Source organism: Pseudomonas fluorescens (assembly GCF_019212185.1).
Classification (GTDB): Bacteria; Pseudomonadota; Gammaproteobacteria; order Pseudomonadales; family Pseudomonadaceae; genus Aquipseudomonas.
In genome coordinates this window covers 1,674,294-1,693,350 of sequence record NZ_CP078138.1, presented here as the reverse complement: position 1 = coordinate 1,693,350, position 19,057 = coordinate 1,674,294, and the positions used below count along the sequence as shown (strand labels likewise).

The window sequence follows — 19,057 nt, the reverse complement described above, 5'->3', positions numbered from 1 at the left end:
ACTCCTGTGGAGACTACCGATGAATCTTTCACTGCGTAACGTTGCACTGGCCGCCAGTTGCCTACTGTTCACTGCGCCGCTGCTGGCCGCCGAAAACGAAGAACCGAAACGCCCGGAATGCATTGCCCCGGCCTCGCCCGGCGGTGGTTTCGACCTGACCTGCAAGCTCGTGCAAAGCGCGCTGGTCAACGAAAAACTGCTGACCAAACCGATGCGCGTGACCTACATGCCCGGCGGCGTTGGTGCCGTTGCCTATAACGCAGTGGTCGCCCAGCGTCCCGCGGATGCCGGGACGCTGGTGGCCTGGTCCAGTGGTTCGCTGCTGAACCTGGCCCAGGGCAAGTTCGGCCGTTTCGACGAGAACGCAGTGCGCTGGCTGGCGGCAGTCGGCACCAGTTACGGCGCCATCGCCGTGAAGAAGGATTCGCCCTACAAGAACCTCGACGATCTGGTGCAGGCGCTGAAGAAAGATCCGAGCAAGGTGGTGATCGGTTCCGGTGGCACCGTGGGTAGCCAGGACTGGATGCAAACCGCGCTGATTGCCAAAGCCGCCGGGATCAACCCGCGTGACCTGCGCTACGTGGCCCTCGAAGGCGGCGGTGAAATTGCCACCGCCCTGCTCGGCGGTCACATTCAGGTCGGCAGCACCGACATTTCCGACTCCATGCCGCACATCCAGAGCGGTGACATGCGCCTGCTGGCGGTGTTCGCCAACGAGCGCCTGGACGAGCCGGAAATGAAGGACATTCCGACTGCCAAAGAGCAAGGCTACGACATCGTCTGGCCGGTGGTGCGCGGTTTCTACCTCGGGCCAAAAGTCAGCGATGCGGAATACGCCTGGTGGAAAAACGCCTTCGACACCCTTCTGGCTTCCGAAGACTTCGCCAAGCTGCGCGACCAGCGTGAGCTGTTCCCGTTCGCCATGACCGGGCCTGAGCTGGACACCTACGTGAAGAAGCAGGTTGCGGACTACAAGACCCTCGCCAAAGAGTTCGGCCTGATCCAGTAATCGCCCTGTCGCGTGGCCACGCCCTTGCGCATCAAGGCCGTGGCCCAGGAGTTTGTCATGCTCTTACAACGTATTTTTGCCGCGGTCCTGCTGCTGGCCTGCGCTGGCCTGGCGCTGATGGCCTGGCCCTATCAAGCGTCATTTTCCTACGAACCGGTCGGACCTCGGGCCTACCCGCTGCTGATGCTCGGGCTGATGAGCCTGGCGCTGGTTTACATGCTGCTGCGCCCGCAACCGACCAAACACAGCGAAGAAGAACCACCGCTGGACCGCGAAACCCTGGTCAAGATTGCGATCTGTGTGGGGCTGCTGCTGGTCTTCGCCGGCACCTTTGAACCCCTGGGTTTCATCCTCAGCAGCATCCTGATCGGCGTGCCGATGGCGCGTCTGTATGGCGGCCGCTGGCTGCCCTCGGCAGTGATTGTCAGCTTGATGAGCGTCGGCCTGTATCTGCTGTTCGATAAGGCCATGGACGTTCCCCTGCCCCTCGGTCTGCTCGACGTCCTGGAGAACTGATATGGAAACGTTTGCCTATTTGGGCCAGGGCTTCGGCGTCGCGCTGAGCCCTTACAACCTGGTGACCGCGCTGTGCGGCACCCTGATTGGCACCGTGGTCGGCCTGCTCCCGGGCCTGGGTCCGATCAATGGCGTGGCGCTGCTGATCCCGATCGCCTTCGCCCTGGGTTTGCCACCGGAATCGGCCCTGATTTTGCTGGCCGCGGTGTACCTGGGCTGCGAGTACGGCGGGCGCATCAGCTCGATCCTGCTCAACATCCCGGGTGAAGCTTCCACCGTAATGACCACCCTCGACGGTTACCCGATGGCCCGTAAAGGCCTGGCTGGCGTAGCCCTGTCGTTGTCGGCCTGGAGCTCGTTCATCGGTGCGTTTATCGCCACCTGCGGCATGGTCCTGTTCGCCCCGTTGCTGGCGAAATGGGCGATTGCCTTCGGCCCGGCGGAATATTTCGTGCTGATGGTGTTCGCCATCGTCTGCCTCGGCGGCATGGCCGGTGACAAGCCACTGAAAACCTTTGTCGCCGCCTTGATCGGGCTGTTCCTGTCGGCGGTCGGCATCGACGCCAACAGCGGCGTCTACCGCTTCACCGGCGACAACATCCACCTCACCGACGGCATTCAATTTGTAGTGCTGGTGCTGGGCTTGTTCTCGATCAGCGAGATTCTATTGCTGCTGGAAAAAACCCACCGTGGCCAGGAAGCGGTGAAAGCCACCGGGCGCATGCTGTTCAACATCAAGGAAGCCGGTGCGGTGTTCGCAGTGAATATTCGCTGCGGCCTGCTCGGTTTCATCATGGGCGTACTGCCAGGTGCCGGCGCGACACTGGCCTCGGCCGTGGCCTACATGACGGAAAAACGCATGGCCGGCGCCAGCGGCAAGTTCGGCCAGGGCGACATGCGTGGCCTGGCTGCACCGGAAACCGCCATCGGCGCGTCGGCCTGCGGCGCCCTGGTGCCGATGCTGACCCTCGGCGTGCCAGGTTCGGGCACCACGGCGGTGATGATCGGCGCCCTGTCGCTGTACAACATCACCCCGGGCCCGCTGTTGTTCCAACAGCAGCCGGACATCGTCTGGGGCCTGATCGCCTCGTTGTTCATCGCCAACATCATGCTGGTGATCCTCAACATTCCGATGATCCGCCTGTTCACCCGCATCCTCGCCGTGCCGAACTGGGCGCTGGTGCCGGTGATCGCAATCATCACCGCGATTGGCGTCTACGCCGTGCACGCCACCACCTTCGATCTGTTCCTGATGATCGGCATCGGCATCTTCGGCTACATCCTGCGCAAGCTCGACTTCCCGCTGTCGCCGGTCCTGCTGGGCTTCATCCTCGGCGGCCTGATGGAGCAGAACCTGCGCCGGGCGCTGTCGATTTCCAATGGCGCGCTGGAGATTTTGTGGTCGAGCCCGATCACCTTCGGCGTCTGGGTGCTGACCGCACTGATGCTGCTGTTCCCGCTGCTGCGCATCTGGCGCAAACGTTCCCTGCAGCGCCGCGCCATTGCCGATGTCTGAAGTCGGTCTGAAAGCCTGGTGGGGAACACCGCTGGTCGGTCTGCTGGGCGGCTATGTCGCCAGCCAGATCGGCTGGCCGCTGCCGTGGATGGTTGGCTCGTTGCTGGCGATCATCCTGGTGCGCTGCCTGACGCCCTGGCAACTGGCGGAAATCCCCGGCGGGCGTAAATGCGGTCAGTGGATCGTCGGAATCGGTATCGGCCTGCACTTCACCCCGGTGGTGATGGAGCAGGTCATGAGTCATTTTGGCCTGATCTTTTTCGGGGCGCTGGTCACCAGCGTGTCGGCAGTCGTCGGCGTCTGGCTGATGCGGCGCACCGGCGAGGATCGGGCCACCGCGTTTTTCTCCAGCATGCCCGGCGGCTCTGGCGAAATGGTCAACCTCGGTGCGCGCAATGGCGCTGTGCTCAGTCGCGTGGCGGCCGGGCAAAGCCTGCGGGTGCTGGTGGTAGTGCTGTGCGTACCGGCCGCCTTCAAATACCTGTTGGGCGAAGGCGTGCCGCTGCTGCATCCGGCGACTGTCGACTGGCGCTGGCTGGCGTTGTTGTTTCCGGCGGGCGCCTTGTGTGCCTGGCTGTGGCAACGCTTGCGCCAACCCAACCCCTGGCTGTTCGGCCCGTTGCTGGTAAGTGCTGCGGTGAGCATTGGCTGGGACCTGCACATCGGTTTGCCCGATGGCGGCAGTCAGATCGGCCAGTGGTTGATTGGCAGCGGCCTGGGTTGCCATTTCAATCGAGAGTTTTTCCGCCGCGCCCCGTCATTCATGGGCCGCACCTTGGTCGGCACCGCACTGACCATGCTGATCGCCAGCCTCGCCGCCCTTGGCCTGAGCGCTGCTACTCACCTGGATCTGCGCTCGCTGACGTTGGGCATGATGCCCGGCGGCATTGCCGAAATGAGCCTGACCGCCGAGACCCTGCAACTCTCGGTACCCCTGGTGACGGCAATGCAGGTCATGCGCCTGTTGTTTGTGCTGTTCCTCGCCGAGCCCTTGTTCCGACACTGGGACCGGCAGCCGGACAGCCTCTGAGATAACGCCGGTCAGACGACGGGGGGCAAGCGCCACTCGATCGGCGTCTCGCCATTTTGCTCGAGGTACTTGTTGGTGCGACTGAAGTGCCCACAGCCGAGGAAGCCGCGATAGGCGGACAGCGGTGATGGATGCACGGAGGTCAGCACCAGGTGCTTGGTGGCGTCTATCAGCTTCTGTTTGCTCTGGGCGTGTGCGCCCCACAGCAGGAACACCAGGTGCGGCTGGTGCTCGCTGACCAGCGAAATGATCCGGTCAGTGAAGAACTGCCAGCCCTTGCCGGCATGGGCGTTAGCGTTGGCGCGCTCGACGGTCATGGTGGTGTTGAGCATCAGCACGCCCTGATCGGCCCAGCTCTGCAGGTAGCCGTGGCTGGGAATGTCGATGTTCAGGTCTCGCTTGAGCTCTTTATAGATGTTCACCAGCGACGGCGGCGCCGGCACGCCAGGCTGCACCGAGAAGCACAAGCCGTGGGCCTGGCCCGGACCGTGGTAAGGGTCCTGACCCAGAATCACCACTTTGACCTTGTCCAGCGGGGTCGAATTCAGCGCATTGAAAATCATCGGGCCCGGTGGATAGATCTCCTTGCCCGCCGCGCGCTCCTGTTGCAGGAATGTGCGCAACTCTGCCATGTACGGCTGGTCGAATTCGGCACGCAGTGCCTCCTTCCAGCTCGGTTCGAGTTTGATACGGTCGTCAGCAGTCATGGTTACATCCGGCAAAAACAATGGGGCGAACCCTAGGAAAGCCCATTACGCTTGTCAATTGCCCTGACGCCGATCCGGCACTTTCCTGCACAGCGATCATACTGAACGCTCAATTCACCGATCGAGGTCATGATGAATCTGCACTTCGAAGAACTCACCGGCACCGACGGCGCGCGCTTGGGCATCGCCAGCCTGGATGCCGAGAAAACCCTCAACGCACTGTCGCTGCCAATGATCCGCGCCCTGGCCGAGCAACTGGACGCCTGGGCCAAAGAGCCGCAGATTGTCTGCGTGCTGCTGCGCGGTAACGGCGCCAAAGCCTTCTGCGCCGGCGGTGAGGTGCGCAGCCTGGTCCAGGCCTGTCGGGCTCATCCGGGCGAAGTGCCGCCGCTGGCCGGGCAATTCTTTGCCGCTGAGTACCGCCTGGATTTCAACCTGCACACCTACCCCAAGCCGCTGATCTGCTGGGGGCATGGCTATGTGCTGGGCGGCGGCATGGGGCTGCTGCAGGGTGCGAGCACCCGTATCGTCACCCCCAGCAGCCGCCTGGCCATGCCGGAGATCAGCATCGGCCTGTACCCGGATGTCGGCGCCAGCTGGTTCCTTTCGCGCCTGCCGGGCAAGCTCGGGCTGTTCCTCGGCCTGAGCGGTGCACAAATGAATGCGCATGATGCCATCGACCTGGACCTGGCGGACCGCTTCCTCCTCGATGAGCAGCAGGAGTCCTTGATCGAGGGCCTGCTGCAACTCAATTGGCAGGAGCAGACGGCGATGCAACTCAACAGCTTGCTCAAGGCCCTGCAACAAGAGGCCGTTGGCCAACTGCCCGAGGCGCAATGGCTGCCAAGGCGCCAGCAGATTGACGAGCTGCTGGACGTCAGCGACGTGCGTTGCGCCTGGAAAGCCATCAGCCAGTTGCGCGACCACCACGACCTGCTGCTCGCCCGCGCGGCCAAGACCCTCGGCGATGGCTGTCCACTGACGGCCCATCTGGTGTGGGAACAGATCCGCCGTGCCCGACACCTGTCGCTGGCCGAAGTCTTCCAGATGGAATACACCCTGAGCCTGAACTGCTGCCGGCATCCCGAATTCAGCGAAGGCGTCAGGGCGCGCTTAATTGACAAGGATAACCAGCCACACTGGCACTGGCCGGACATCAATACGATTCCGCAGGCAGTGGTCGAGGCGCATTTTCACAAGGCCTGGGAGGGTCGCCACCCGCTGGCGGATTTGTCGGACTACTGAAAAGAAAAGCGGCGCGTAATGCGCCGCTTGAGCTCTGGCCTGGCTTAACGGTTGCGCCCACCTCGGTCGCCATGACCATCATGATCGCCATGCCGGCCGTCGCCACGGTTGTGCCCACCGCGGTTCTCCCAGCGCTGATTGCTCTGTCCGTAGTTGTTGCCCCAGCCCCGGTTGCGCTGATCATCCCAGCCACGGCCCGGCGCCGGACGGTAAGCATGGGGTTGGGCCTGGTAATAGCGTGGTGACGGTTGATAATAGCGCGGCCCCGATTGGTAATAACGGGGGGATGGGTAGTAACGCGGCGGCTGTGAATAGTAGCTGCGTGGATAGGAATAATAGGAACTGCCGCCGTAGTAATAAGCCGGTGCCGGCGACGAATAGACCTCTGAACTGTAATAGCTGGAACCCCCTCCGTCGTAGTAGGGAACACAGGCGGCAAGACTCAAACTCATCGAACTGATCAAAACTAGTCGGTGATACATAGCGGCCTCCTGGACCGCGAAAGAGCCACACCAGCGACGCGGGTGGGCGTCAGTCGATTCATCTGCCTGACGTAACATCTGACATCGAAAACGGAAACTGGTGCGCAGCGTTAACAGTTTGATACATGTCATCCGTCGCTTGCCTTGAGCAAGCACCGTCCGACGTGGATTTGGTCGTAAATGCCCGCGTTATTTTCTTGCGGTGCCACTAGAATGCCTCACATCCCCTTCGCCAACGGATTCGTCATGCCGCTTCGCTCTGCGCTGTTTTCGCAACGTTCGTTGGTCCTGACCCTGATTGCCTTGCTGGGCGCCGGTTTTCTTGCCACCTCCCTGCTCAGTTACTACGCCTCGCGCACCTCGATCCGCGACAGCATCGTCAACACCGAATTGCCCCTGACCTCCGATACGGTGTACTCGGAGATCCAGAAAGACCTGGTCCGCCCGATCCTGATTTCCTCAATGATGTCGCGCGATACTTTCCTGCGTGACTGGGTGGTGGCCGGTGAACAGGACTCCGGGCAAATGACTCGTTACCTCAACGAGGTCATGACCCACTACGGCGCCTACACCGCGTTCTTCGTCTCCAACAACAGCCTGACCTATTACCAGGCCAAGGGCGTATTGAAGAAAGTCAGCACCACAGAGCCGCGCGACATCTGGTACTTCCGCGTCCGTGACATGGGCACGCCCTACGAAATCAATGTCGATGTCGACATGGCCAACCAGGACAGCCTGACCTTTTTCATCAACTACAAGGTCTACGACTACCAGAACAATTTCATCGGCGCGGCGGGCGTGGGCCTGACCGTCGATGCGGTGATCAAGTTGATCGACACCTATCAGCAGCGTTATCAGCGCAGCGTGTACTTCGTCGATACCGAAGGCCGCATTGTGTTGACCGGTGCCGACGGCGGCCCGCAAGGCGCTCGGGTGGGACAGGCGTTGAGCGAGCTCGATAGCATGAAAGAGCTGATGGCCAAGCTGCCCAAACCCCACAGCGGCAGCTTCGAATACATGACCCAGGGCCAGGGACACTTCCTCAATGTTCGGTTTATTCCGGAACTGAACTGGTACCTGTTCGTCGACAAGCGCGAAGGCAGTGCCTTGCATGAGGTTCGCCAGTCGCTGTACCTGAATCTGTTGATCTGCCTGGTCGTCACCCTGATTGTCCTGGCGCTGGTGATCCGCGTGATCACACGCTTCCAGAACCGCATAGAAGCCCAGGCCACCCTCGATAGTCTGACCGGCCTGCCCAACCGTCGCGGTTTCGATCTGCTCGCGGCGCAAGCGATGCAGGAAGCGCAGCGCGACCCCAAACCGCTGACCGCCATGCTGCTCGACCTCGATCACTTCAAACGCCTGAATGACACCCATGGCCATCTGGCTGGCGACCTGGTTCTGGCCGGGTTCGCCCGCGACCTGGAAAGCTGCCTGCGCCAGTCCGACATCGTCTGCCGCTGGGGCGGTGAAGAGTTCATCGTGCTGCTGAAGGACACCGACGCCCACGCTGCTCTGAAAATCGCCGAGAAAGTTCGTCATTTGATCGAACAACAGCGCTACAGCTATCAAGGAAATGCCTTACGGATTACCGTAAGCATCGGCCTGACCACCCTGCAGCCCGATGACACCCTGCATAACCTGCTGTCGCGTGCCGACCAGGCGATGTACCGGGCCAAGCTCAGTGGCCGTAACCGCACCTTCTCAGAGATGCCGCACACCAGCTATGCCTAAACCCGACCTCTGCCCTGCCTGCGGCGCCCGCAACGATTGCAGCCTGGCCGATCCACAAACCGCCGACCGCGCCTGCTGGTGCTTCGCCGTGACCATTGATCCGGCAGTACTCGCCGCCCTGCCCGCTGAACTGCGCAACCAGGCGTGCCTGTGCCCCGCCTGTGCCCGGGTCGAATCGCAACTTCAGGCAAGTCGTACGCCCATCGAGTAAGATGCGCGCCCACTTGCCACCTTCCGACTCCCATGCGCGTTGACCGCTTCCTCAGCAACCTGCCCTGCTTCAACCGCAAACAGGTGCGCCTGCTGCTGGTCGAGCGACGGATCAGAGTAGATGGGCAGATCGTCAGCGACCCGCATTTCGAGGTCCGCGAATTCAGTCGCGTCGAATGCGACGATCAGGTGTTGCAGGTCGGCAAACCGGCGCGTTTTTTCATGCTGCACAAACCCATGGGTTGTGTCAGCGCCACACGCGATCCGCAACACTCCACCGTGCTCGATCTGATCCATGAGCCTGACAAGGACGACCTGCACATCGCCGGCCGCCTGGACTTCAACACCACCGGGCTGATGCTGATCACCAACGATGGCAGTTGGTCACGACGGCTGACCCAGCCGCAGACCAAACTGCCGAAGATCTATTACGTGGAAACCGAGCAGCCGATTACCGCCGAGTACATACGCACCTTTGCCCAAGGCCTGTACTTCGCCTTCGAGGACCTCACCACCCAGCCAGCCGAGTTGACGCTGCTGACCTCCCACAGTGCACGGCTGGCCATCGTCGAAGGCCGCTATCACCAGGTCAAGCGCATGTTCGGCCACTTCGACAACAAGGTACTGCGCCTGCACCGCGAACGGATGGGCCCGCTGTTGCTGGACAGCACACTGCAACCAGGTGAATACCGCCCCCTCAGCGCCGCCGAGATCGCGCTGTTCTGAACGGATGACCGCCCGGCAGACTTTGTCTAACAATTCGCCAACGGCACTTGCGCGATAGACGTCGCCCTGCTTGAATCAAACCGTCGGCCGAAATGTGACCGACAGGTCACACCGTACATCCAAGCAACTTTTTGTCGGTCGAGAGCCTCAAGGCTCCAACTCCCCCGACAGACTGCCCGCCTATAACAATACCCGTCGACCAGACCTCAGCGGATCGACATGGGCCATTTCCTTCCAGGCGTATGCCTACCTGTCATAAAGCCCGTGCACACTCAGTTGCGCGCCTACACGCTTGCCAGGAGTCTTACGACATGAGGCCAGAAATCGCTGTGCTGGACATACAAGGTCAGTATCGGGTTTACACGGAGTTCTATCGCGCAGGTGCCGCAGAGAAGACCATTATTCTGGTCAACGGCTCGATGGCCACCACTGCGTCGTTTGCCCAAACGGTGAAGAGCCTTCACCCGCAGTTCAATGTGGTGCTCTACGATCAGCCCTACGCGGGCAAGTCAAAAGCCCACAATCAACACCAGAAAATGCTCACCAAGGAAGTCGAAGGACAGATCCTCCTTGAGCTGATCGACCACTTCGCCGCCGAGCACGTGCTGTCGTTCTCATGGGGCGGCGCCGCTACCCTGATCGCCCTGTCCCACCGCCCGCGACGGATCGAAAAAGCGGTGATCAGTTCGTTCTCGCCGGTGATCAACGAACCGATGCGCGATTATCTGGAGCGCGGTGTCGACTACCTCGGCAACCTCGACCGCGACCGTGTCGGTCATCTGGTCAACGACACCATCGGCAAACATTTGCCGTCGTTGTTCAAGCGCTTCAATCACCGCCACGTCAGCAGCCTGGCCGAACACGAATACGGGCAGATGCACTTTCACATCAACCAGGTACTCAACAGCGACTGCCTGTGCTACCTCAAGGCGGCCAAGCAAATCGATGTGCCGGTGCTGTTCCTCAACGGCGAATGGGACGAGTACACCAGTGCCGACGACGCCAGGATATTTGGCAACCATGTGCAATACAGCAGCTTCAGCACCATCGAGGCCACCGGGCACTTTCTCGACATGGAGCACAAAGCCGCCTGCCGGGACAGTCGCCAGGCACTGCTGGGTTTTCTGAAACCGGCGCAGTATGAAAGCCGAACGCGTTCCCACTTCACCCAGGACCACCATGCACTGGCTATCTGAAAAATCGTCTTTGCCAGCAGCCTCCTCGCCTTAGGGAAAAGCAGTTCCTTAAGCCGAGGAGGCTGCCCGGCAAAAACGGCGTAAACGCAGATCACGCAAAGAAAAACTTCAAATCCTTCGCTACATCTGGTACAAAGTCAGCCGCTCTGAGCGGGTGTCGTATAATGGCATTACTCCAGCTTCCCAAGCTGATAACGAGGGTTCGATTCCCTTCACCCGCTCCACATCATTTCAATCGCTTGTCCAGGCAATGTCTGACAGGGGATGCCAAAAAACCGGTCCAAGCGACCGGTTTTTTTATGCCTGCGATTCCCTTCGCCTTCCTGGTTGCGTCTCGCGTATCACCCCGCAATACACCCGCACGCCACGTGAACTCAGCAATCGCGCAGGCTTCCTACACTGCTCCCTACCACTTATCAATTACCGGGCCAAAATGGTGGTTATGGTGTTGATAAAAGACAAATAGTAGGTACAGTAACCACCTACACAGCACAGGGACGTGATGTGAATAGTCGATATTTGATTAGCCAGATTGTCGCAGACGGCTGGGATCTGGTTCGGGTTCGCGGCAGCCATCACCACTACAAACATCCAACAAAGCCTGGATTGGTGACGGTCCCCCACCCGAAAAAAGACCTGTTGACCAAGACTGCCGTGAGCATCCTGCAACAAGCCTTGCTGAATTGAATCGACACACCCGCTATTTGAGGACGATGAACATGCTTTACCCGATTGCAATTTCCAAGGGCGACGATGAGCACGCCTGGGGTGTGGAAGTACCGGACATTCCCGGTTGTTTCTCCGCAGGCGATGACCTGGACGATGCCATTGCCATGGCGCGCGAGGCCATCGAGGGGCATTTCGAGATACTCGCCGATGACGGCGCAGCCATTCCCCATGCCAACAAAATCACTGTGCACGCCGCCAATCCGGCCTACAGCGACGTGACCTGGGCGCTGGTGGACATCGATATCACCCGTTACCTGGGCAAGGCGCAGAAGCTCAATATCACCCTGCCCGGTTACTTGCTGACGCGCATTGACGAATACGTGCTGAATCACCCGGAAGAAAAAAGCCGCTCCGGCTTTCTGGCCTCGGCGGCGTTGAAGGTGTTACAGCAGCGCTGATGATCTTCAGCGAGTCGCGACGATGAACATCCTCGGGAACGGCAACAGCACCGAGCCGTCGGCCATCACAGGAAAGTAAGGCTTGAGGGCTTCCAGGTACTGCGCCAGGTATTGGTTTTTTTCTGTTTCGTTCAAAGGATCGAGAAACGGTCGCAGGCCACTGCCCTTGAACCATTCGACCACTGCCGCCGGCCCACCCTTGAGTGGGTGGTGGTAGGTAGTACGCCACACATCCACACGCGCGCTGCAGCCGCAGAGTATCTGGTAATAGTTCGTGGCGTCGTCGAGGGCGGTGCGCTGCCCGGCAATTTGCGCCAGCTTGTCGGCCCACGGCCCCTGGGCGGCCACTTCACGCATCATGCGGTGCGGCGGTTGCTCCAAATTGTCGGGCATCTGGATGGCCAGGCTTCCACCCGGGGCCAGCTTGCCAACCAGTGCAGGCAGCAGCGTGGCGTGGTCGGGCAGCCACTGGAACACGGCGTTGGCGAAGATCACATCGAAGGGACCGGCTTCGTTCCAGTTGGCGATATCGGCCTGATCGAAACGCACCTGCGGCAGGCGTTTGCGCGCTGCCTCAATCATGTCGCCAGAACTGTCCAGACCCCGCACCATCGCGCCGGGAAATCGCTCGACCAGCAGCTGTGTCGAATTACCCGGACCACATCCGACATCGATCACCGAGCGCGCGTCGACAGCGGGAATCGCCGCCAGTAAATCCCGCGCCGGGCGCGTACGCTCGTCCTCGAAGGCCACATACTGCTTTGCAGACCAGCTCATCGCATACTCCTGTTACGGATCAGGAAACAGCGACATGCCAGACTCGGCATATCGCTGGTGGGGCGCCAGTAAGCGACGCACTGGCCAATGCCGTCAACCGTCAGTCACAGGTTGTAACATCCGCGCCCATATCTCGAACTCAAAGAGACCGCCCCCATGACCCAGAACATCTACGACGATCCCGGATTTTTCCGGGCCTACAGTCAGTTGCCTCGATCCGTTGGCGGCCTTGAATCAGCACCGGAATGGCCAGCGCTGCGTGCACTGTTGCCGACACTGCAGAACCTCCGAGTGGTCGACCTTGGCTGCGGCTATGGCTGGTTTTGCCGTTGGGCCAGCGAGCAAGGTGCACAAAGCGTGCTCGGACTTGATGTCTCGCAGAAAATGCTCGAAAAAGCCGAGGCCACGACGCAGGCCGGCAACATCAGCTACCGCCAGGCTGATCTCGAGTGCCTCGACCTTCCCACGCAAAGTTTCGACCTGGCCTACAGCTCTCTGGCGCTGCACTACATAAAGGATCTACCCGGCCTGTTCACCCGCATCCATGACGCATTGGCGCCTGGAGCCCGCTTGGTGTTTTCCATCGAGCACCCGATCTTCATGGCCCCACGCAATCCGGGCTGGATTGTCGACGCACAAGGTCAACGCTCATGGCCGGTGGACAGCTATCAGATGGAGGGGGAGCGGATCACAAATTGGCTGGCGGAGGGTGTGATCAAACAGCACCGCACAATCGGGACATTGTTGAATCTGCTGATCGCGGCCGGCTTGCGGATTGTCCATGTCAACGAATGGGGGCCGACTGCCCAGCAGGTCGCCGAGTTGCCGGCACTGGTCGAAGAACGGGAGCGACCGATGATGTTATTGGTGGCCGTCGAGCGTTAGCGGCGCAATCATCGTGGGCGCAACACACGCCCACGATGAACGTTCACTTGCCCCCGAATACCGCTTCGCTCCTGCTTGGCGTGGGGGCTTTTTTAGCAGCAAATGGCTGTCTGCCTGCTGAATAATTTCAAGGAAATTCCCCCACCCCGCCGTGGTCTGAATTCCAGGCATATCCCAATAAGGAGCACGGTAATGAAGTTCGCAAAGGTGTCTCAGAAGCTGGCGTTGTGGGCGGGCAGTCCGAGGACGTTCCTCCTGGCCATCGTGCTGATCGTCGGCTGGGCGCTGACCGGGCCGCTGTTTGATTACAACGACACCTGGCAATTGATCGTGAACACCTCGACCACCATCATCACCTTCCTGATGGTGTTCCTGATCCAGAACACGCAGAACCGCGACACCGACATTCTGCACCTGAAGATCGATGAGTTGCTGCGGGTGACCAAGGATGCGCAGAACGCCATGCTCGGACTCGAAGCCCTCGACCTCAATGAGCTTGAGGCCCTGAGAAAACGCTACCGGAAAATCGGTGAGGGTCAGTCGATTGCACTGGAAGAAGCACCTGCTGCCAACGGGCAGCAGGATTTGAACCAATGCTGAAATGACTCAGCGACTCGCCAGTAACGTCTTGGCCATTTGCAAGTGTTGCTCGAGCTTGGGCAGGGTTTCTTCGGCAAACGCCTTGAGCTCCGGCACGTCGGTGGTCCTCGCCTCCTCCTGCAATTGCTCGATGGCCTGCTCGGTGGTTTGCACCTGGCTGGCCGCGTAGGCCGAATCGAATGACTCGCCTTCCTTGACCTCGGGTATCAAGGTTTTGGCCTTGTCCATGACCTCTTCGCGAGGGGCAACGGGCAGGTCGAGTTTCTTGGCGATTTTCGCCAGGTGCTGATTGGCCGTGGTGCGGTCGTTGATGACCACGATGGTGAAGTCCTTGACCTCCTTGGACTCGGATTTCTGATGCGCCAGGCGGCTGGCTTCGATGTCGGCCATGCCCTGAGCTGATACTTCGTTGATGAATTCGGCCGGTGACTGGGCCCATGCGCTGCCGGCGCCCAGGCTCAGCAAAGCGGCAACACTAATGATCGATAATCGGCTGGCCATGGGTTTCATGGTTTCGCCCTCCTTGAACAGACAAAAAGAAACGTCGAGGTGCCCCCGACACTCTTTGGAAGGTAAAACCGCGCAAAGGTTTAAAAAAAGCCATCCAGCCCACGACGAGCGGAACCTCAAGCCGGGTCGAACCGGTCGCTCAGGCGCTTGGCGGCGTACATGGCTTCGTCCGCATGTTTGAACAGCTGATGCTCCTCACGGCCATGCTCGGGGTACAGGGCAATGCCTATGCTCGGCAGGATATTCAGGCTATGACTGTCGAGCCGCATCGGCTGGCCCAGCACCTGGCGAATCTTGCTTGCCACGCGTGAGGCGTCTTCGGCGGCCTGGATACTGTCAAGCAGCACCACGAATTCGTCGCCGCCAATCCGCGCCACGGTGTCCGTCTCACGCACGCAACCTTGCAAGCGGTTCGCCACGGCCTGCAAAAGCATGTCGCCCACGCCGTGACCGTACGTGTCGTTGACCTGTTTGAAATGATCCAGATCGACGTACAGCAGCGCCATACGGCTACTGTCCAACTGAGCCTTGCTCAGGGCCTTGGCCAGCCGTTCACGCAACAGCTCGCGATTGGGCAGACGAGTCAGGTAGTCGTGCTGGGCCATGAATTGCAAACGATGATGCAGTTGCTTGCGCTCGATGGCAGCCGCCACCTGGGCACAGACGTACTGCAACAGCTCCTTATCGCGTTCGGTATAGCGTTCGCCGCCAGGCATGCTCTTGACGATCAACGCGCCGATGGTGCCCTTTTGCGAGTTCAGCGGCACACCCAACCAGCAGGGCGAATCCTGATCACTGATAGCACCGGGAAATCCGGGCAGGGAAAACGGTTGATCGGGCGTCAGCAGTACCGGCTGTCCACTGCGAATTACTTCGGCACACAACCGTCCGGTCACGCTGAGTTCGGGTTCACGCTCGTGCTCATCGACATGGTAGGGAAAGTCCAGTTGCGCGCAGTGCTCATCATAGAGCGCCACCGAGAAATTCAGCGCCGGCAGCCACTCGCCGATCAATTGATGAATGCGCTTGAACAGCGCCAGCAGATCCTCGGCGGCATGGGCGGCCTCGGAGATTGCGTAGAGCGCCGCCTGCCGTGACTCGGCTTGCTTGCGCTCGGTGATGTCACGGGCGACTGCGATACGCAATTGATCGACCTCCGACCAACGCGCCGACCAGAGGATGTGCACCACCTGGCCGTCCTTGCGCAGGTAGCGGTTTTCAAAGTTGGGATTGGGTTGGCCGCTCATGATTTTCCGGGCGGCATCAAGGGTGCGCTGGCGATCCGCCGGGTGGACCATCTCGATCATCGGCTGGCCGATCAGTTCGTCCGGCGTGTAGCCAAATAACTGCTCGCAGGAAGCGCTGACAAATACAAAGCGTCCCTGACTGTCGACGGCACACACGACGTCGAGCAGCAGGTCGATATAGCTGGCCAATGGTGCAGAGTTTTTGCTGGTCATCGAAGATGGATACTGTCCAAAAATGCAGCCGTGAGTATCTCTCCAGGACCTGACCACTCCCCTCCCAGGCGGTGGTCGTACATAGCTGGCGCAGCCTTGCGCCCAACCTCAACTCTTGTTGGCCAGCAACCCCGGCACCGCGTGCAGCAAGGCGTTGATGGCAAAACCGACGAACATTACCCCGCAAATCCGAGTAATTGCCAGCTCATGACGCTGATACAGCGTGCGCACCCGACGAGCGCCTACAATTCCGATAAGAATAGCGTATGCCAAAATGCCACCAAGGAAACTCAGAAAAATAAGTGCGGGCAACATCGACCACTGCAGCAATTCGGCACGGCTGGACAGCAACGCGGTAAAGGTCGCCACGGCCACCGGGTAGGCCTTGGGATTGGTCAAGCCGAACATGATGCCGTGCCAGAACGGTTGCCGGGCCGCCCCTTGCGGCGCATCGTCAGTGGAGCGACGCGCGCGAATGGCGCGCATGCCCAGCCAGAACAGATACAAGCCACTGAGCACCCCTAGCACGTCGAAAGCGCTGCTGCCGATCTCCCGCGCACCGACGATCGCAACCAGTGCGGTGCTGCACCAGACCACATCCCCCAACAGATGCCCGCAAAGAAATCCCGCGCCAGCCCGTCGACCACGAGCCGCACCGATCCCGAACACCGCGAGCACGCCGGGGCCTGGGGTGATCCCGTAGATAAAGCCCGAAGCGAGTACAGCCAACAACAGGGATGCGGTCATGCGGGATAACTCCAGGTCTGGTCGAGCGGGAAGAGGCGTTGTATCACGAGATAGGTCAGAGCAGCACCGACAGGATAAAGATGAGTGGCTGAGAACAGCGCTCAAAAACACCGATGACGAAGCCGCGCACATTGCCTTGGAAAATCCGCAGGCAGCAGCGGGCTTTGTCGCGAGCATCTTCTCCAGTGTCGAACTCTTGGCCCGTTTCCCGGCAATGGACGGTCCCAGGTCACCCCTACTTCATTCCTTACCGAGTTCGCCAAGGCCGATTGCAAGTACTACGGGGCTTTCACACCCGTCGCCTGCCGCCCGGCTCCTGGTAACGTCAGACTCCCCGCATATCCTTCGGCACCACATACTGCCGACCGTCATAGCGCAAAGTCGTCAGCACCGTTTTACCGACGGTGTCGGTGGACTCGCAGTCGGTCTTGCCCAACGTGTTCTGCGTCCCCGTGGTCACCGAGCGCACGATCAGATCGGCAAAGCCGTGGCTGCTGGTTTTAGCCAGGTCGAGGGTACGCTGTGTGCGACTGAATTCACCCGCGCAATTGGTATCCCACTCGCCATTGCTCGACTCGATCACCAATTGTTCGAGGACCGGACGCAAGGCGTTGCCTTCACGCACGTACAGCGACAGCACGGCCTGTTCGAACGGGTTGGCCCGCGACGAACCGGTGAAACCGGCACGCACGCCAAAGGCCCGCAGGTCGGAGGTCAGTTTGTAGCGGGCAGTGTCGATGCTCAGGCCGTCGAAGCGCACGGCGTCGGAGCTGTACACCGAGGCCTGGGCGTAGCGGGCCAGCGGCTTGCCGTCGATGCTCGAGACCACCGCCAGTTTCAGGTCGTACATGCCGGTGCCATCGGGGGCATCGCTCAGGGTCGGATCAGGCTCTATCTGCGACAGTGCGGTGATGGTCTGGCCGTCGTAGGCCGGCCACTCCTTGCACACCGAGTAACCCGGTACGCCCTCGGGCAATGACGGTTGTTCGCAGCGGCCATAAGCCTGGGTCGCCCCCAGAGCACCACTCATTGCCACGCATCCCAGCCAGCGGTATTTCAAGGTCATTCCGTGTTCCTTGTGTCGATCGAATTCAGAAAGTCAGCCGTGCACTATCGCCTGTGCGATCTGCCGATTCAACCAGTTCAATGCCTGGTCACCGCCCCGGCGCTCATGCCAGACCAGAACGAAGGTAAACGAGGGGATATGAAACGGCGGCGGCAGGATCACCAACTGCGGATCGTCGATGCCGTTCAGGCCACGGGCAGCGACGGTGAGGATCAGATCGGTGCCGCGGATCAACTGCGGCGCGACACTCCAGTGCGGCAGGCTGATGGCGACATGGCGGCGCAAATTCAGGGAGGTCAGCGCGCGCTCGATTTCCGGCGTGCCGCTGCCGCGCATCTCCAGCAACACATGGGGCCGGGTCAGGTAGGTGGGCAAGTCGAGTTCAGCACTGACCGGCAGGCCCTGGCGATCCACCAGACAAACGAAGCGTTCTTCGAACAGCGGCTGGCTGCACAACGCCGGGGGCAGTTCGGGAAAGACGCCGGCGGCCAGGTCGATATCACCATTGAGCACCGCATCGAGCATGCCTTCGCGGCTGGCATGACTGATTTGCAGGTCGATGCCCGGGGCGTCCTGGCGCAGACGACGGATCAGGCCAGGCAGGACAATGGCGGCACCGTAGTCAGACATCGCCACGCGAAATCGGCGTTTGGCCGATGCAGGATCAAAGGTGTTCGGCGCCAGGAGCGCTTGCACCTGTGCCAGCGCCTCGGCCAACGGCGCCGCCAACTCCAGCGCTCGCGGTGTGGCGACCAATCCGCCACCGGCACGCATCAGCAGTGGATCACCGAGCACATCGCGCAGGCGCGCCAGGGCATGGCTCACCGCTGGCTGACTCAGGTGCAGGCGCTCGGCGGCGCGGGTGACGTGCTGCTCACTGAGCAGGGCGTCGAGGATCACCAGCAGGTTCAAATCGATGCGGCGCAGATCATTCATCGTATGCATGTTCTGGATAGCAAATCAGAATTTAAATTTGCGCGACGAATAGCTTAAGGTCCAGTAAAACCTGATGGAGAATTAATCATGACGACCCTGCACTGGGCTGGATTTCTAATACTTGCGGTGATTGCCGGTGCCGTAGTGCCTTTCCAAAGCGCAATCAATGCCAACCTCAGCCGCGGCCTTGGCCATCCGTTATGGGCCACCCTGGCTTCATTGATGGTCAGCATCCTGGTGTTGCTGCCGGTGATCATCGCCCTGCGCTTGCCGCTACCGTCCCTGGGTTTTATCAGCAAGGCACCGCTGTGGATGTGGGCCGGTGGCGCGTTCGGCGTGTGCTTTATCGCGCTGGCCCTGATGCTGCTGCCTAAACTGGGCGCCTCGGGTTTTATCGCCCTGGCGCTGACCGGACAAGTGGTGGCCTCGCTACTGCTCGACCATTTCGGCTGGTTCGGCCTGGCAGAGCGGCCCCTGAACCTGAGCAAGTTGCTCGGTGCCGTGCTGTTGATTGCCGGCGTGGGTCTGATTCATTTCAGTGCCACGCCGGGCCGGGCGCTGGTGACGCCCGGCTGAGG

The 19,057-nt window shown here is 60.5% G+C and carries 22 protein-coding genes, 1 tRNA gene and 1 pseudogene; 16 read left to right on the top strand and 8 right to left on the bottom strand.

All coding sequences use genetic code 11. The features are described 5' to 3' along the window. Window positions 1-19: 19 nt before the first annotated feature. The 4 genes from KW062_RS07445 to KW062_RS07430 are packed head-to-tail and all read left to right on the top strand — an operon-like array spanning window position 20 to window position 4,071. Window positions 20-1,009: a Bug family tripartite tricarboxylate transporter substrate binding protein gene (locus KW062_RS07445; protein WP_027621226.1), complete on the top strand. Its 990-nt coding sequence runs from the start codon at window positions 20-22 to the stop codon at window positions 1,007-1,009. A gap of 57 nt (window positions 1,010-1,066) precedes the next feature. After that, window positions 1,067-1,525 carry a tripartite tricarboxylate transporter TctB family protein gene (locus KW062_RS07440; protein ID WP_105755800.1) on the top strand — a complete coding sequence of 153 codons (459 nt, stop codon included), beginning with the start codon at window positions 1,067-1,069 and terminating at the stop codon, window positions 1,523-1,525. A 1-nt stretch (window position 1,526) separates the two neighbouring features. Continuing rightward, entirely contained in the window at window positions 1,527-3,041 is a 1,515-nt protein-coding gene (locus tag KW062_RS07435; protein ID WP_027621224.1) for a tripartite tricarboxylate transporter permease, read from the top strand. Further along, window positions 3,034-4,071: an AbrB family transcriptional regulator gene (locus KW062_RS07430; protein ID WP_027621223.1), complete on the top strand. Its 1,038-nt coding sequence runs from the start codon at window positions 3,034-3,036 to the stop codon at window positions 4,069-4,071. The genes KW062_RS07435 and KW062_RS07430 overlap by 8 nt, the downstream gene beginning before the upstream one ends. A gap of 11 nt (window positions 4,072-4,082) precedes the next feature. Here the strand turns inward: KW062_RS07430 and ung are convergent, their stop codons facing one another. Further along, complete coding sequence (ung, locus tag KW062_RS07425) at window positions 4,083-4,778, bottom strand: uracil-DNA glycosylase (RefSeq protein ID WP_027621222.1); 696 nt, start codon at window positions 4,776-4,778, stop codon at window positions 4,083-4,085. A 132-nt stretch (window positions 4,779-4,910) separates the two neighbouring features. On the opposite strand from ung, the gene KW062_RS07420 reads away from it, so the two are divergent. Next, window positions 4,911-6,023 (top strand): enoyl-CoA hydratase/isomerase family protein, encoded by a 1,113-nt coding sequence (locus tag KW062_RS07420; protein WP_027621221.1) that lies wholly within the window; start codon window positions 4,911-4,913, stop codon window positions 6,021-6,023. Window positions 6,024-6,067: 44 nt separating this feature from the next. Here the strand turns inward: KW062_RS07420 and KW062_RS07415 are convergent, their stop codons facing one another. Further along, window positions 6,068-6,505, bottom strand: a complete 438-nt coding sequence (locus tag KW062_RS07415; RefSeq protein WP_105755787.1) for a hypothetical protein — start codon at window positions 6,503-6,505, stop codon at window positions 6,068-6,070. A 246-nt stretch (window positions 6,506-6,751) separates the two neighbouring features. On the opposite strand from KW062_RS07415, the gene KW062_RS07410 reads away from it, so the two are divergent. From KW062_RS07410 to KW062_RS07380, 7 genes are all read left to right on the top strand, one after another. Beyond that, entirely contained in the window at window positions 6,752-8,239 is a 1,488-nt protein-coding gene (locus KW062_RS07410; RefSeq protein WP_105755786.1) for a sensor domain-containing diguanylate cyclase, read from the top strand. Then, entirely contained in the window at window positions 8,232-8,450 is a 219-nt protein-coding gene (locus KW062_RS07405) for a cysteine-rich CWC family protein (protein WP_027621218.1), read from the top strand. Before KW062_RS07410 ends, KW062_RS07405 begins: the two co-directional genes overlap by 8 nt. 32 nt (window positions 8,451-8,482) lie before the next feature. Continuing rightward, window positions 8,483-9,175, top strand: a complete 693-nt coding sequence (locus KW062_RS07400) for a pseudouridine synthase (RefSeq protein ID WP_027621217.1) — start codon at window positions 8,483-8,485, stop codon at window positions 9,173-9,175. 311 nt (window positions 9,176-9,486) lie between these two features. Beyond that, window positions 9,487-10,371, top strand: a complete 885-nt coding sequence (locus tag KW062_RS07395) for an alpha/beta fold hydrolase (protein ID WP_027621216.1) — start codon at window positions 9,487-9,489, stop codon at window positions 10,369-10,371. Between the two features lie 150 nt (window positions 10,372-10,521). Further along, window positions 10,522-10,595 (top strand) — tRNA-Gly (locus KW062_RS07390). 280 nt (window positions 10,596-10,875) lie between these two features. Then, window positions 10,876-11,058 carry a type II toxin-antitoxin system HicA family toxin gene (locus KW062_RS07385; protein ID WP_105755785.1) on the top strand — a complete coding sequence of 61 codons (183 nt, stop codon included), beginning with the start codon at window positions 10,876-10,878 and terminating at the stop codon, window positions 11,056-11,058. A 32-nt stretch (window positions 11,059-11,090) separates the two neighbouring features. Then, entirely contained in the window at window positions 11,091-11,498 is a 408-nt protein-coding gene (locus KW062_RS07380; protein WP_027621215.1) for a type II toxin-antitoxin system HicB family antitoxin, read from the top strand. A gap of 6 nt (window positions 11,499-11,504) precedes the next feature. On the opposite strand, the gene tam is transcribed toward KW062_RS07380, so the two are convergent. Beyond that, a complete protein-coding gene (tam, locus tag KW062_RS07375; protein WP_105755784.1) occupies window positions 11,505-12,275 on the bottom strand; it encodes a trans-aconitate 2-methyltransferase in 771 nt (256 codons plus the stop codon). 156 nt (window positions 12,276-12,431) lie between these two features. Here tam and KW062_RS07370 point away from each other — a divergent pair, with 156 nt between their 5' ends. Both KW062_RS07370 and KW062_RS07365 read left to right on the top strand, forming a co-directional pair. Next, window positions 12,432-13,160, top strand: a complete 729-nt coding sequence (locus tag KW062_RS07370) for a class I SAM-dependent methyltransferase (RefSeq protein WP_105755783.1) — start codon at window positions 12,432-12,434, stop codon at window positions 13,158-13,160. 192 nt (window positions 13,161-13,352) lie between these two features. Then, window positions 13,353-13,760 carry a low affinity iron permease family protein gene (locus KW062_RS07365; protein ID WP_027621212.1) on the top strand — a complete coding sequence of 136 codons (408 nt, stop codon included), beginning with the start codon at window positions 13,353-13,355 and terminating at the stop codon, window positions 13,758-13,760. Window positions 13,761-13,766: 6 nt separating this feature from the next. Here the strand turns inward: KW062_RS07365 and KW062_RS07360 are convergent, their stop codons facing one another. From KW062_RS07360 to KW062_RS07350, 3 genes are all read right to left on the bottom strand, one after another. Next, on the bottom strand, window positions 13,767-14,270 hold the full coding sequence (locus KW062_RS07360; protein WP_105755782.1) for a DUF4142 domain-containing protein: 504 nt from the start codon (window positions 14,268-14,270) through the stop codon (window positions 13,767-13,769). Between the two features lie 116 nt (window positions 14,271-14,386). Next, window positions 14,387-15,730 (bottom strand): sensor domain-containing protein, encoded by a 1,344-nt coding sequence (locus KW062_RS07355; RefSeq protein WP_105755781.1) that lies wholly within the window; start codon window positions 15,728-15,730, stop codon window positions 14,387-14,389. Window positions 15,731-15,838: 108 nt separating this feature from the next. Then, window positions 15,839-16,477 (bottom strand): LysE family translocator, encoded by a 639-nt coding sequence (locus KW062_RS07350; RefSeq protein WP_027621209.1) that lies wholly within the window; start codon window positions 16,475-16,477, stop codon window positions 15,839-15,841. A gap of 88 nt (window positions 16,478-16,565) precedes the next feature. Between KW062_RS07350 and KW062_RS28830 the strand changes: the two are divergent. After that, a pseudogene (locus KW062_RS28830) lies at window positions 16,566-16,800 on the top strand (type II toxin-antitoxin system RelE/ParE family toxin). 2 nt (window positions 16,801-16,802) lie between these two features. On the opposite strand, the gene KW062_RS07345 reads toward KW062_RS28830, so the two are convergent. Together KW062_RS07345 and KW062_RS07340 are read right to left on the bottom strand one after the other, a co-directional pair. Continuing rightward, window positions 16,803-17,543, bottom strand: a complete 741-nt coding sequence (locus tag KW062_RS07345; RefSeq protein ID WP_027621208.1) for a hypothetical protein — start codon at window positions 17,541-17,543, stop codon at window positions 16,803-16,805. A 33-nt stretch (window positions 17,544-17,576) separates the two neighbouring features. Next, window positions 17,577-18,488, bottom strand: a complete 912-nt coding sequence (locus KW062_RS07340; protein ID WP_256350897.1) for a LysR family transcriptional regulator — start codon at window positions 18,486-18,488, stop codon at window positions 17,577-17,579. 78 nt (window positions 18,489-18,566) lie between these two features. Between KW062_RS07340 and KW062_RS07335 the strand changes: the two genes are divergently transcribed. Then, window positions 18,567-19,055: a DMT family transporter gene (locus KW062_RS07335; protein ID WP_027621206.1), complete on the top strand. Its 489-nt coding sequence runs from the start codon at window positions 18,567-18,569 to the stop codon at window positions 19,053-19,055. Window positions 19,056-19,057 lie beyond the last annotated feature (2 nt).